This window comes from Oerskovia enterophila, from assembly GCF_001692445.1.
GTDB classification, from domain to species: Bacteria; Actinomycetota; Actinomycetes; order Actinomycetales; family Cellulomonadaceae; genus Oerskovia; species Oerskovia enterophila.
This window is the reverse complement of sequence record NZ_MAQA01000001.1, coordinates 123353-137177: the sequence shown is the minus strand read 5'-3', so window position 1 is coordinate 137177 and position 13825 is coordinate 123353. Positions and strand designations below refer to the sequence as shown.

The window sequence follows — 13825 nt, the reverse complement described above, 5'->3', positions numbered from 1 at the left end:
AGGTCCGGCTCTCAGGGCCTGCGGGGGGACGCTAAGCCTTCGAGGCCTTCCCGGGACGCCCCGGGACGGGGGTGCCGAGGAGCGACAGGAGCTGGGCCCTGATCCGGAGCTCGCTCTCCGGCGCACAGGACTGCGGCCGGAACAACGAGATCTGCTTGATGCCCTCCATCGCGGAGAACATCACGCTGACCGCGCTGTCCACGTCGTCGCACTCGAGCTCTCCGGCACCGACCGCGCGATGGGCCAGTCCCAGGAAGTACCGCTCGGCCTCGTCCAGGAAGCCTGCCCAGCTCACGCGGACGTCCTGGTCGTAGAGCGCCTGCGCGACGATCTCCATCGTGAAGACTCGGTTCGCATCGTCCAGCAGGCAGCTGCGCACCGAGTACTCCACGGCGGCCTCGACCTTCGCGAACGCGCCGGTCGACTGCTCCGTCGCGGCGGTGATCGCCTCTCGCCACTGGCGGTAGTAGACCCCGCACGCTGCGAGCACGACCTCCTTCTTCGAGGAGTAGTGCCAGTACAGGCTGCCCTTCGTCACCCCGGCGCCTGCCGCGATCGCGTCCATGTTGACCCCGGCGATGCCTCGCGTCGAGAACAGCGTGAACGCTGCGAGCGCGAGCTCGTCGGGCTTGGCAACAGTGGGCGAGGACGTCGGCATGACGCCACCCTACCTCCTTCCATACTCGTCGGTACTGAACAGGCCGGTCCCCGTCGCGCACCTGCCGACGCGCGACCGGGGGAGCTCAGGCGAACGCGGGCACGCGCTCGGTGAACCCGGCCGCCGCGACCTCCTTGCGGAGCCACGACAACGAGTCCGCGAGCATCGGCCCGCCCTGCCCTTCGCACTCGATGCTCAGGACGCCGTCGAACCCGTTGTCGCTGAGCTTCGCGAGGATCTGCCGGATGTTCTCGGCGTTCACGCCGTCCCCTGCTGCCACGTGGCTGATCGCGATGCCCGTCGCGCCCCCACGGACAGAGTCGGCGAGCGACTGCGAGACGTCCTTGATGTGCACGTGGTCGATCTTGTCGAGGAACCGGTCGGCGAACTGGACCGGGTCGTTGCCGGCGATGAAGGTGTTCCCGGTGTCCAGGTTCAGGCGCAGCCACGGCGAGTCCCCGCAGAACGCGAGCATCTCCGCGAGCCAGTCGGCCTTGGTCGTGAAGTACCCGTGGACCTCGATCGTCACGACGACCTCGTGCGCCTCGGCGACCCGGATGATCTCGCCGTAGCTGCGCTTCATGAGGTCGAGGGCCTCGCGGTCCTCGAGCCCCTCGGGCTTGTAGAGCCCGTCGGTCGTCGCGACGCGGGGAGAGCCCGCGAGCGCGGCCCAGGCGATGGCCTTCTGGACGTACGGGACGCCGACCGTGAGCCCGTCCCGACCGGACAGCGGGTAGGCCGCGTCGATCTGGGAGAACTCGACGCCGTACCGCTCCATCTTCTTGCGGAGCAGCGCCGGGTCCTCGAGGAGCGAGATGTGCGGGAAGTAGCCGAGCCCGTGGATCCAGCAGGCGCCCTCGATCACGCCCGGCTCGATGTAGTGGACGTCGTTCTCCTGCGCCCAGGCCAACGCCTGCTCGAACGACTTGTGGCTGGAGTTGAAGGCGTCGGTGTGGAAACCGATTCCGATCTGTGGCATGGGACCCCTCCATCGGGATAGGAACGTACTGGTCGGTGCGGGTCTGAGATCCGGTTCTGCGGGCCTCATCGTTGAGATTCCCTCAGGCCATGCAGCCTTGCACGTCTTCACCATACTGACCAGTATTGCAATGTGGTGCGGCTGACACTAGCATCACGATCACGTTCTGACGACCATCGATCAAAAGTTGCCAGATCGCCGTATGAACAGATCGCAGGGGCCCGACGCAACGGAGCGGACATGAGGGAGCACAGATGAGAACGCGCAGAGGGGCAGCCATCGCGGCCTGCCTGGCACTGTCGACAGGACTGGCCGGGGTGCTGACCGCGCCGGCCGTCGCCCACGAGGGGCACGAGCACCCCGAGAACCCGGAGTTCAAGGCGCTGATCTTCTCGGAGACGGCCGGGTTCGTGCACGACTCGGTCCCCGAGGCCAAGGCCATGTGGGACGAGCTCGCTGCGGCGGGCGGATTCGAGGTCGTCCAGGCGACCGACTCGACGCTCTTCACCGACGAGGGCCTCGCGGACTTCGACGTGATCGTGCTGGCCCAGGCGTCCGGGGACGTCTGGAACCCGGCCGAGGAGAAGGCCTTCGAGAAGTACGTGCGCGGGGGCGGCGGCGTCGTCGCCATGCACAACCCGCTCGACATGGAGCCGGGCTTCCCGTTCTACCGTGCGCTCATCGGCACCGAGTTCACCGCGCACTCCGCCGCCGGGACGCCGGGCGAGATGACCGTCGTCGACCGCGAGCACCCGTCGACCGCCGACCTGCCCGAGCGCTGGGAGCGCAACGAGGAGTGGTACGGCTTCACCAAGTCGGTCCGTGGCGACAAGCACGTCCTGGCCCAGCTCGACCCGACGAGCGTCCCCACCTCGACCCCCGGACGCATGCTCGACCACCCCGTGACGTGGTGCTCGGACTACGAGGGCGGCCGGACCTGGGTCACCTCGGTCGGCCACGCCAAGTCGTCGTACAGCGAGGAGAACGTGCGCAAGCACGCCCTCGGCGGCATCCGCTACGCGGCGGGCGTCGAGCCCGGAGCGTGCGGCGGCACGGTATGGGACAACTTCGACAAGGTGCCGCTCGACACCAACACCTCGGCCCCCTGGGGCATCGCGGTCGCGGGCGACGGCCGCGTCTTCTTCACCGAGCTCGTCCGCGGCCAGGTCCGGATCTACGACCCGGAGCTCAAGAGCACCGTGACGGCCGCGACGATCCCCGTGTACGGGGGCGGCGAGGACGGCATGCTCGGCCTGGCGCTCGACCCGCAGTTCGAGCAGAACGACTGGGTCTACCTCTACTACTCCCCCCAGGACGGCGGCTCGGTCAACCGGCTCTCCCGCTTCACCATGGAGGGCAACACCATGAAGCTCGACTCCGAGGTCGTGATGCTGGAGATCCCCGCCGGCCGTGACGACAAGGAGATCGGGCACACGGGCGGCACGCTGCGCTTCGACGGCCAGGGCAACCTGTGGCTGTCGGTCGGCGACGACGTGGTGCCGTTCGAGTCCTCGGGCTACACCCCGATCGACGAGCGTCCGGGCCGCGCGCACTTCGACGCCCAGGGCACGTCGGCCAACAGCAACGACCTGCGCGGCAAGCTCCTGCGCATCACGCCCGAGCCGGACGGCACCTACTCGGTCCCCGAGGGCAACCTCTTCCCGGAGGCCGAGGACACCGCGGACAAGACCCGTCCCGAGATCTACGCGATGGGCTTCCGCAACCCGTTCCGCTTCACGGTCGACGTCGACGGCACGGTCTACCTCGCCGACTACGGGCCCGACGCCGGCAGCGCCAACCCGAACCGTGGCCCCGCGGGCTACGTCGAGTGGCAGTCCATCAAGGCCCCGGGGAACTACGGCTGGCCGTACTGCCACGCGAACAACATCGCGTACAACGACTTCGACTTCGTGACGAGCACGTCGGGTGCGAAGTTCGACTGCGCCAACCCGGTCAACACCTCCCCGAACAACACCGGCCTGACCGAGCTCCCGCCGTCGGTCCCCGCCGAGGTCTACTACTCGTACGGCGCCTCGGCCGAGTTCCCGCAGCTCGGCAGCGGTGCGGGCGCCCCCATGGCTGGTCCCGTCTACCACTTCGACGAGGCGCTCGACTCGGACCGCAAGTGGCCCGAGTACTTCAGCGGCACGCCCTTGTTCTTCGAGTGGGGGCGCAACTTCATCAAGGAGTTCCCGCTGGCCGCGGACGGTTCGCTGCTCGCGATCAACCCGGTGCTCTCGAGCCAGCAGTTCCTCTCGCCGCTCGACCTGCAGTTCGGGCCCGACGGCGCGCTGTACCTCCTCGAGTGGGGCGGCGGCTTCGGCCGTGACAACCCCAACTCGGGCCTGTACCGCGTCGACTACGCGGCCGACGGCAGGGCCCCCACGGCCCAGGCCACGGCCGACGTCACGACCGGTCTCGCCCCGCTGTCCGTGACGTTCTCGAGCGAGGGCACCGTCGACCGTGACGGCGACGAGCTCGAGTTCGCCTGGGACTTCGGCGACGGCAGCACCTCGACCGAGCAGAACCCGACCCACGTCTACACGACCAACGGCAACTTCGAGGCGCGCCTGACGGTCACGGAGAAGACGGAGTCCGCCAAGACGGGTACCGCCACGGTCCCGATCGTGGTGGGCAACACGAGCCCGGTCGTGACGATCACGGCTCCGCCGAACGGCAGCTTCTTCCGCTGGAACGACGTCCTGCCGTGGAAGGTCGAGGTGACCGACGCCGAGGACGGCCAGATCGACTGCAAGGACGTCACGGTCCAGCCGGCCCTGGGCCACGACGAGCACGCGCACCCCACGCTGCCCGTCAACGCGTGCGAGGGCGAGGCCTCGACGATCCTCGACGAGGGACACCTCGAGGCGGACGCGTTCTGGGTCATCGACGCGCGCTACACCGACAAGGGCGGGGCCGCGGGCGTCCAGCCGATCACGACGAGCGCGACCAACGTCTACCGCCCCACGCGCTTCCAGGCGCACTACTGGGACGAGGTCAAGGGGGTCGCGGTCGAGAACAACGCGGCGGCCGAGCTCGGTCAGTACGTCGGCGACATCCAGGACGACGACTGGCTGCGCTACGAGGACATGAACTTCCAGGGGATCGACGCCGTGCGCTACCGCGTGTCGGCCGGTCCCGAGGGAGGCGGGCGGATCGAGATGCGTCTGGGCTCGCCGACCGGTCAGCTCGTGGCCACGACGCCCGTGAACAGCACGGGCGGATGGTTCACGTTCAAGGAGACGGACCCGACGCCGATCACCGCCCCCGCCGGGACGCACGACGTCTACCTGGTCTTCCGCTCGAACCCCGGGGTCAACTGGTCGATGACGCTCGACGTGTTCGAGGCCGTCGGGTCCGGCGTCGGCGTCCCGCCCGAGGGCGCACCTCGTCAGGACACCTCGACCCAGGGTGACTGGATCGGGAAGTACGGCACGGCGGGCTACGCGATCCCTCAGATCGGGACGCAGCTGCCCCAGGGCGTCACGGTGGCTCCGGTCACGGGGACGCAGGCCTGGACGTGGGAGCAGAGCACCACCAAGCGTTCGGCGCTCCAGGTCCCGCCCGACGGCGCCGCGCGTCGCGCATCGACCTGGTTCGGTGCCGGGGCGGCGGTCGACGTCACGGTCCCCGAGGGCTCGGCCTACGACCTGTCGGTCTACGTCAACAGCCACGACACGGCGAGGACGCAGGACGTCCAGGTCCTGCGGGCCGACGGCTCGGTCCTCTACCCGGCGTTCTCGGTCGCGGACAACGCGGCGGGCGTGTGGCTCACCTACCGCATCGAGTCCTCGGTCCGGGTCAAGGCCGACAAGGCCACGGGCCCGAACGCCGTGATCGGCGGCATCTTCCTCGACGTGCCCGATGTCGAGCAGCCCGAGCTCGCCGTCACGGCGACGGTCACCGCCAAGTGCGTCGCGGGGCGTACGACGCTCACGGTTCGGGCGGTCAACGGTGAGGACGTCCCCGTGGACGTCGTCGTCGAGACCCCGCACGGCCGCAAGACCTTCGCGGGCGTGGCTCCCGGGAAGTCGGCCCAGCAGTCCTTCGCGACCCGTGCCGCGAGCATCCCGGCCGGCGAGGTCACCGTGACCGCGACGGGCGACACAGGATCCGGTCCGATCACCACGCAGATCGTGACCGGCTACGAGGCGGTCGACTGCGGTTGACGCTTCACGAGGCCGCGCGCGTCTTCCACTCCTGAGGCGCGCGAGGCCCCACCCGAGGTCGAGGTCGGCGTCGTTCTTCTGTCGGACAGCGACGCCGACCTCGTCCTCAGCCCCGCCCCCGACTCCCCGGGGGCGGGGCGCTCTGCCGTGCCCTCGGCAGGCTTGGTGCACTTTCATGCTTGTTTGAACTGGTAATCCGTCAGATATTGACATACTGGTCGGGATGGCTGAGGCTCGAAGGGTTCCCGACCGCTCAATGAGGAGTGCCCGTGAGAATCCCGCACCGTGGTCGCGGCGTCGCAGCCGTCGCCGTGACCCTTGCCCTGATCTGTCCTGCCGTGGCGACGACCGCCTGGTCGTCCGCCGCCCCCGCCTCCGCCTCCGAGGACGAGGCACCCCTCGCGCTCGTCCCGAGGCCCGTGAGCCTCGAGCGAGGGCCCGGGTCCGGGTTCCGGCTCGGCCCGACGAGCGTGATCGTCGCTCCCGACGACGCCGCGCCGGTCGGCGAGTACCTCGCCGACCTGCTCCGACCGTCCACGGGGTTCTCGTTGCCGGTCTCCGACGCGTCGGCCGCGACCAGCGCCATCACGCTCACCCTGACCGACGCCGCCTCGACGGACCCCGAGGGCTACGACCTCACCGTCTCCGAGGGGGCCGTCGCGATCGACGCGCCTACGGCGGCCGGGCTCTTCCACGGTGTGCAGTCGCTCCGTCAGCTCCTCCCCGCAGCGGTCGAGGCGACCCAGGCGCAGGACGCGGACTGGGTCGTCCCCGCGGTCGTCATCGAGGACGAGCCCCGGTTCGAGTACCGCAGCGCGATGCTCGACGTCGCCCGCCGCTTCTACCCCGTCGACGCGGTCAAGCGCTACATCGACCAGATCGCGCTCTACAAGCTCAACACCCTGCACCTGCACCTCACGGACGACCAGGGCTGGCGCATCGCGATCGACGGGCTCCCCGCCCTGACGGAGATCGGCGCCTCGACGCAGAGCGGCTGGGCCCCGGGCAGCAACACGGGTGATCCGTGGTTCTACACCCCTGCGGACTACGCGGAGATCGTCGAGTACGCGGCCTCGCGCTACATCGAGATCGTCCCCGAGATCGACGGCCCGGGACACACCCTCGCGGCACAGGCGTCCGTCCCGGGCCTCACGTGCGACGGGGTGCCGACCGCGCCGTACTACGGGTTCGACGTGAACCTGCCGATGGTCTGCGCGACCGAGGCCAACTCGGCGAACATCCGCGACTACCTCGAGAAGGTCATCTCCTCGGTCGCCGCGCAGAACCCCGGCCAGTACATCCACCTCGGCGGCGACGAGGTCCCCAACCCGCCGGCGGGCTGGTACGAGGCGTACACGGCCATGGCCAACGAGATCGCGACCGAGCACGGCAAGACGATCGTCGGATGGCACCAGTGGGCACAGGGGGCGACCCTGCCCGCAGGCAGCCTGGTCCAGTACTGGGCCGAGGGGCGCGTCAACCGTCCCAAGATCGGCGTGGGCGCCGAGAGCGCGGACATCCGTGAGGTCCGCGCGGCCCTGGCGGCCGGGGCGCGTGTCGTCGTGTCGCCGGCCGACCGGTCCTACACCGACATGAAGTACAGCTCCTCGACGGCCTACGGCCTCTCGTGGGCCGGCCTCGTCAACCTGCGACGCGCCTACGACTGGGACCCCGTGACGGAGCTCTCGAGCACCGACGGCACGGTCAAGGTCGTGACCGAGGAGCAGGTCGCGGGGGTCGAGGCCTCGCTGTGGGCCGACCGGGCCTACCGCGGGAGCACGAGCCTGCCCACGAGCCACTCCCAGTTCATCCCGGTCGAGCAGTACACCGACCACATGATCTTCCCGCGCATGCCCGCGATCGCCGAGATCGCCTGGTCACCGGCGCAGGACAAGGACTACACCGAGTTCCTCTCCCGCCTCACGCAGCACGACGACCGCTGGGACGCCCTGGGGTACGAGTGGTTCCGCGCGCCCGACGTCGAGTGGGAGCCCGTCGTCCCCGTGGAGCCCGAGCTGATCCACCACTGGACCTTCGACGAGACGAGCGGACAGTCGGCCCTGGACGTCGTGACCGGCGTGCGGGCCGCGGTGGACGGCGGCACCTGGACCCCCGGGCAGCTGGGCGGTGCGGTCAGCCTCGACGGCGTGGACGACGGGGTGGCACTCAGCGCCGCTCCCGTGAGCGGACCGTGGACGGTCGCGTCCTGGGTCCGTCGCACGGGCGCCAGGAGCAGCTCCGCCTTGCTCTCGGACACCTCGTCCGGGGTGCGCACCGCGATCAAGCTCGAGCAGTACAAGGCCACGGCCAAGGTCGGGTTCACGCAGCTCGGCGTCGCCGACCATCGGTCCGAGTACGCCACCCCGCTCGACGAGTGGGTGCACCTGACGCTGGTCTCGGACGGCGCGACCATCACGGTCTACGCGGACGGTACGCAGGTCTCGACCGTGCCGGGTACCGCGACGCTCGGGCTGGCCCAGCTCGGACGGCTCCTGAACGCCCCGGGGTGGCCGGGTGCGAGCGACGCGGCGGCCGTCGACGTCGACGACCTGCGGGTCTACACCGGTGCCCTCGACCGGGCCGCAGTCGGTGCGCTCTGGGACGCGGTCTCCCCGGCCCCCGCGACGGTCGAGGTCGACGCGACCACGCGCTGCGTCGCCGGCAGGGTTGTGATCAGCGTCCGTGCGGTCAACGTCGGTGACGTGGCGGTCGACCTCCAGGTCGTGACCGCGGCCGGCAAGAAGTCGTTCAGCGCGGTCGCCCCCGGGGCCAGCGCGCACCAGTCCTTCGCGACCCGTGCCTCGACGATCGACGCCGGGACCGTGACGGTCACGACGGGCGGGGCGGGGGGCACCGAGAGCGAGGTCACGGCCGGCCACCCGGCGCTGGACTGCGGCTGATCGAGAGACCAGCGAAAAGCACGAAGGCCAGGAACCTTGCGGTTCCTGGCCTTCGTGTTCTGTGCGCCCGGAGGGATTCGAACCCCCAACCTTCTGATCCGTAGTCAGATGCTCTATCCGTTGAGCTACGGGCGCCCGGCTGTTCGTGATTTCTCTTGAGCAGCCGTCGAGAAGACTACAACGGTTTTCGCTGGATACTCAAACCGATACGGCCTGACCAGCCTCTTCGTGACGCACGACACTCGCGGGCGTGCCGTCCGGAGCGTTGCCGCCGGCTCGGATCGGCAAGATCCCGCCGATCTTCCCCGCGCGCGTGCGGCCGACTCACAGCGGCACGTCGCGGCCGAGCACGATCGTCCGTTCGCGAGGAAGGTCGAGGGTCTCGACGGGGTCCGGCACCAGGCGCGACAGGCCGAGGAAGAGCCGCTGGGACCATCGGGGCATCGAGGAGCGGTAGCTGGAGCGAGGCACGGAGAGCGAGACGAAGTACGTCGCGGTGCCGAGGTCGACGCCGCGCATGGTGTCGGGGGCTGCTCGTTGCACCTGGCTGAGCAGCCGGACGATCCGGGGGCGCTCCCGGAACCCGTACGTCGCGATCACCTGGACCACGCCTTCGCTGCCCGCGGTCGACACTTGGAACCTCTCGCTCGTGGGGACGGTCGGCCGGTCGGCCGTCGCCCAGCTCACGAGCAGGACGTGGCGCTGGAGCGCGTGGTTCTGCTCGACCATGGATCGCAGCGCCAGGGGCACCACCCCGCTGTGCCGGCTCAGGAACACCGCGGTTCCGCGGGTCCTGGTCACGGACCCGTGCGCCTCGAGGACGTCCTCGACGCGCTGGACGGTCGTCTCGAGGGCGAGCCGTCCGCGATCGACGTGCCGTTGCCCGGTCCACCAGGTCACCATGACGACGAACACGACGGCGCCGATCGTCAGGGGCAGCCACCCTCCCGAGCCGACCTTCGCCAGGTTGGCCGCGAGGAAGACGAGGACGACGACCAGGATCGGGGCCGCGACGACCGTGCTGCCGGTGAGCCGCCGTCGGGACGTCCAGCCGTGGGCGAGGTACACGACCGTGGTGATCGAGATGGTCAGCGTCACGGCGATGCCGTAGGCGGACGCGAGCGCGGCCGACGACCGGAACGTGACGACGACGAGCAGGACCGTCGCAGCCAGGAGGACGTTCACGGCGGGCAGGTAGATCTGGCGGCTGTTGGCGGGGGACGTGTGGACGGTGCGCAACGGCGGGAGGACGCCCAGGCGCCCGCTCTGGTGGACGACCGAGAAGGCTCCCGAGACGACGGACTGCGAGGCGATGATCGTCGCGAGGGTCGCCAGGACGACGACGGGGATCGTGAGCGGGGCGGGGACCAGCGAGAAGAACGGATTCCGCGCCGCCTCGGGTGAGGCGATCATGTGCCCGCCCTGACCCAGGTAGCTCAGCGCGAGGGCGGGGAAGACGACGAACGCCCAGGCGCGCACGATGGGCCGGCGGCCGAAGTGCCCGAGGTCCGCGTACAGGGCCTCGGCCCCGGTGACCGCCAGGACCACACCACCGAGCGACAGGAAGGCCGCGGCGGGGTGGTCGACGAAGAAGAGCAGCACCCAGTGCGGGGAGACCGACACCAGGACCTCGGGCGTCTGCGCCACCCCTCGGACGCCGCACGCGGCGAGGGTGGCGAACCACAGCACCATGACGGGTCCGAAGAACCGCCCGATCGTCCGGGTACCGAACCGCTCGACGAGGAACAGACCCAGGAGGATCACGAGGGCTGCGGGGACCACGAACCGGGCGAGCGAGGGCTCCACGACCTCGAGCCCCTCGACGGCCGACAGGACGGAGATGGCCGGCGTGATGACGCTGTCCCCGAGGAACATCGCGGCCCCGAGCATCCCGAGCACGGTGAGCACGACGGTTGCCCGCCGCCCGTCACGAGCTCTGCCGAGGGTTCGTCTGAGCAGGCCGAGCAGCGCCAGGAGGCCGCCCTCGCCGTCGTTGTCGGCACGGAGGAGGAGACGGACGTAGAGGATGCTGACGACCAGCGTCAACGACCAGAGGATCGTCGAGGTCATCCCGTAGACGAAGGTCCGGTCGGCCTCGACACCGGCCCCGCGGGCCGTGGTGACGACGGCCGCCGCCGTGTACAGGGGCGACGTGCCGATGTCCCCGAAGACGACGCCCAGGGCACCCACGAGCGCGAGGCCGCCGACCGACCGCTCATTCCCTGCCGAGCCCTCTGCCGTGCGTGGGATGGTGCCTCCTCGCCGCGCGCCGTGGGCCGCGCGAGACCGCGGAACCCGCCGTTCCCAGTGTCTCGCCGGGCCGTCGGGCGAGCCACACCGATGGTCACATCGGACGTCATACCTCCTGTAGTCTCACGCTCAGCCGGCACGACCGCGCCGACACCGCAGACGGAGGAGACCACCGTGAGACTCGCTCGGATCGCCACCCCCACCGGCCCGCGCCCCGTCGTCCAGGACGGCGACGTCTGGGCCGTGGTCGTCGACCACCACTCCCCCGGGCTCGAGCGCACGGGCGAGACCCACCCCGTCGACGGCGCTCGCCTCCTGGCCCCGTGCGAACCGCGCGTCGTGCTCGGCATGGCCCACAACAGCGGTCCCGCAGACCGCCTCGTCCCGCCGCAGGCGTTCACCAAGTCGGCGCGCACCGTGGTCGGCCCGGGTGAGCCCGTCCGCCTGGACCCCGCCGCGGGCAAGGTCGTGGTCGAGGGCGAGCTCGCGATAGTCATCGCCCGCACGGCCCGCCACCTCACACCCGAGCAGGTCCCCGGCGTGATCCTCGGCTGGACCGTCGGCAACGACGTCACGGCGTACGAGCAGAGCGCGCTCGACGACAAGTTCACGCAGTCCAAGAACGGCGACGGCTTCACGCCGCTCGGCCCCTGGATCGAGACCGACCTCGCGGTGGCGGGCGTCGCGGACCTCGCGATCGACGTCCAGGTCGACGGCGCCACGCAGGCCGAGGCGTCGACGTCGGGTCTCGCGTGGGACGTCGTCGAGCAGCTCGTCTACCTGACCTCGCACCTGACGCTCGGTCCGGGCGACGTGGTCCTCACGGGGTCGCCCGGCACGTCGGCGCACGTGGTCCCCGGCCAGACCTCCGCGATCACGATCGAGGGCATCGGGACGCTGACCAACCCGATCGTCTGAGCCGCGAGCCGCGCGGCGGCCCCCGACGGGGGCCGCCACGCGCTGCCACCACGGTGGGCGCCCGGCAAGCCGCCCCCGGCAGCGCCCGCTGCCGACCTCAGCCCCGGGCGCTGAACCACCGTGGCCGCCGGCCGTTCGTGACCCAGCGCAGCCCCCACTCGAGGGGCCCGTACGCGTGCCGTCCGAGCCACCACCGGCTCGCCACGAGCTGGGCCGCGAAGATCGCCGCCACGATCCCGACGACCGCCACGGTCGCCACCCGGTCGACGAGCCCCAGCCCGTAGCCCGTGAAGACGAGGGCGAGCACGAGCGACTGACCCAGGTAGTTCGTGAGCGCCATGCGCCCGGCCGGGGCGAGCGCGTCACGGACGCTCGCCGCGCGCCGGAACAGCGCCAGGCACCCGACGACGTACGTGGCGGTCAGGAGCGGGGCGGTGAGCTGCCCGACGCCGAACGCGAGCGTCTCGATCCCTCCGCCCGGCGCGTACGTCGCGGCCCAGGCGTAGAAGACCCCGCCCGCGAGCCCTGCCGTGAGCCCGAGCCCCAGCACCCACCGGACCGCCCTGCGCGGAAGCTCGCGAGCGAACAGCTCGCGCCGCCCGGCGGCGAGCCCGAACAGGAACATCGCGAGCGCGCTCGGTCCCTGGAGCAGGACGAGCGACACGAGGATCTCCGTACGGTGTCCCGCGGTGAACGCGAACGTCGCCCCCGCCTCCCCGCCGAACGCCGCCAGCTTCGCGAGCGCCTCGCCCGCCCCTGCACCGGCGGGAGCCGACGGGTAGCCGGACGCGAGCTGGAGGGCTCCGAGCCCGACCCACAGGATCCCCACGGCCGCGAGCAGCACGCTCCCCAGGACCACGGCCCGTCGCGGGGCCAGGTTGCGCGCCACGAGCAGCACGAGGGCGAGCCCCGCGTACACCACCAGGATCTCGCCGTAGTAGAGCGCGACACCGTGGACCGCCCCCAGCACCGCGAGCCCCAGGATCCTCCGCAGCATCCGGCCCACGAAGGACGCGCCGTCGCGCTCGGCCGAGGCCATCTGGAGCGTGAACGAGTAGCCGAAGAGGAACGAGAACAGCAGGTAGAACTTGGTCTCGAACAGCGCGGCCACCACGAACCGCACGGCGTGATCGAGCGGACCGGCGAACGCGGGGTTGCTGCTCGCCGTCGCGTAGTACGGGTCGGCGAAAGCCCAGACGTTGACCGCGAGGATCCCCAGCAGCGCGAAGGCCCGCAGCGCGTCGACGTCGGTGAGCCGTCTCCCCCGAGCCGCACGACCGGCCGGGCTCTCGGCCTCCGGGCCCGCCGACCGGCCCTCGATCGTGCCCCGCGGCCCTCGCTCCGGGCTCACGACTCGTCCGCGAGCAGCGCGGTCGCCACGCGCCGCAACGTGGAGCGTTGTGCCAGGGCGTCGAACCCCGGGTCCGCGGCGACGCGCGCGAAGACCCCGTCGACCAGCGCCGCGAGCCACGTCGCCCCCTCCTCGACCGACAGCCTCGTGGCCACCTGCCCGGTCCGGACCCCCGCGGCCAGGAGCTCGGCGAGCGCGTCCCGGAAGGCGCGGTCCCCGGCCTGGAGCCGGTGCTGCACGTCCTCGTCGCGATGGGCCAGCGCGGAGAGCTCGAGCGCGAGACCGGCCGCGGCGGGGTCGGAGGCGAGCCGGCAGACCTCGTCGAGGAGCGCGAGCAACGCGTCCCACGGGTCGTCGGCATGCGCCAGCTCGCCCACCTCGGTCGCGGTGCGCTCGGCGTCCCGGTCGACGACGGCGAGCAGCACGTCGTGCTTGGACGGGAAGTAGTGGAAGAGGTTGCCCGCACTCATGCCCGCCGCTGCGCAGATGTCCGCCGTGCGGGTCGCGTCGTATCCGCGCTCGGCGAAGCAGACCTCCGCGGCGTCCAGCAGCGCAGTCCGCCGAGCGGCGCGCTGCTCCTCGTCGACCGTCCTCATACGT

General features: G+C 70.9%; 8 protein-coding genes and 1 tRNA gene. 3 read left to right on the top strand and 6 right to left on the bottom strand.

All coding sequences use genetic code 11. From position 1 onward, the window contains the following. Positions 1-31 precede the first annotated feature (31 nt). On the bottom strand, positions 32-658 hold the full coding sequence (locus tag OERS_RS00585; protein ID WP_068623518.1) for a TetR/AcrR family transcriptional regulator: 627 nt from the start codon (positions 656-658) through the stop codon (positions 32-34). Between the two features lie 85 nt (positions 659-743). After that, positions 744-1637: a sugar phosphate isomerase/epimerase family protein gene (locus OERS_RS00580; protein ID WP_068623516.1), complete on the bottom strand. Its 894-nt coding sequence runs from the start codon at positions 1635-1637 to the stop codon at positions 744-746. 254 nt (positions 1638-1891) lie between these two features. Between OERS_RS00580 and OERS_RS00575 the strand changes: the two genes are divergently transcribed. Together OERS_RS00575 and OERS_RS00570 are read left to right on the top strand one after the other, a co-directional pair. Beyond that, on the top strand, positions 1892-5806 hold the full coding sequence (locus OERS_RS00575) for a ThuA domain-containing protein (RefSeq protein WP_082849226.1): 3915 nt from the start codon (positions 1892-1894) through the stop codon (positions 5804-5806). A gap of 269 nt (positions 5807-6075) precedes the next feature. Further along, on the top strand, positions 6076-8706 hold the full coding sequence (locus OERS_RS00570) for a family 20 glycosylhydrolase (RefSeq protein WP_169834156.1): 2631 nt from the start codon (positions 6076-6078) through the stop codon (positions 8704-8706). Between the two features lie 62 nt (positions 8707-8768). Here the strand turns inward: OERS_RS00570 and OERS_RS00565 are convergent. Next, positions 8769-8841, bottom strand: a tRNA-Arg gene (locus OERS_RS00565). Between the two features lie 189 nt (positions 8842-9030). Beyond that, entirely contained in the window at positions 9031-10896 is a 1866-nt protein-coding gene (locus OERS_RS00560; RefSeq protein WP_169834155.1) for a potassium transporter Kup, read from the bottom strand. A gap of 234 nt (positions 10897-11130) precedes the next feature. On the opposite strand from OERS_RS00560, the gene OERS_RS00555 reads away from it, so the two are divergent. After that, positions 11131-11874 (top strand): fumarylacetoacetate hydrolase family protein, encoded by a 744-nt coding sequence (locus tag OERS_RS00555; protein WP_068623508.1) that lies wholly within the window; start codon positions 11131-11133, stop codon positions 11872-11874. A gap of 97 nt (positions 11875-11971) precedes the next feature. Here the strand turns inward: OERS_RS00555 and OERS_RS00550 are convergent, their stop codons facing one another. Both OERS_RS00550 and OERS_RS00545 read right to left on the bottom strand, forming a co-directional pair. After that, the gene (locus tag OERS_RS00550; protein WP_083201110.1) at positions 11972-13225 is read right to left on the bottom strand and encodes a DUF418 domain-containing protein; all 1254 of its coding nucleotides are present in this window, start codon (positions 13223-13225) and stop codon (positions 11972-11974) included. Next, positions 13222-13821: a TetR/AcrR family transcriptional regulator gene (locus OERS_RS00545; protein WP_056764551.1), complete on the bottom strand. Its 600-nt coding sequence runs from the start codon at positions 13819-13821 to the stop codon at positions 13222-13224. The genes OERS_RS00550 and OERS_RS00545 overlap by 4 nt, the downstream gene beginning before the upstream one ends. Between the last annotated feature and the right edge of the window lie 4 nt (positions 13822-13825).

Coding starts and splice junctions, on each gene's coding strand:
- OERS_RS00545 (WP_056764551.1), bottom strand. CDS start 13,821: ATGAGGACGGTCGACGAGGAGCAGCGCGCCGCTCGGCGGACTGCGCTG.
- OERS_RS00585 (WP_068623518.1), bottom strand. CDS start 658: ATGCCGACGTCCTCGCCCACTGTTGCCAAGCCCGACGAGCTCGCGCTC.
- OERS_RS00575 (WP_082849226.1), top strand. CDS start 1,892: ATGAGAACGCGCAGAGGGGCAGCCATCGCGGCCTGCCTGGCACTGTCG.
- OERS_RS00580 (WP_068623516.1), bottom strand. CDS start 1,637: ATGCCACAGATCGGAATCGGTTTCCACACCGACGCCTTCAACTCCAGC.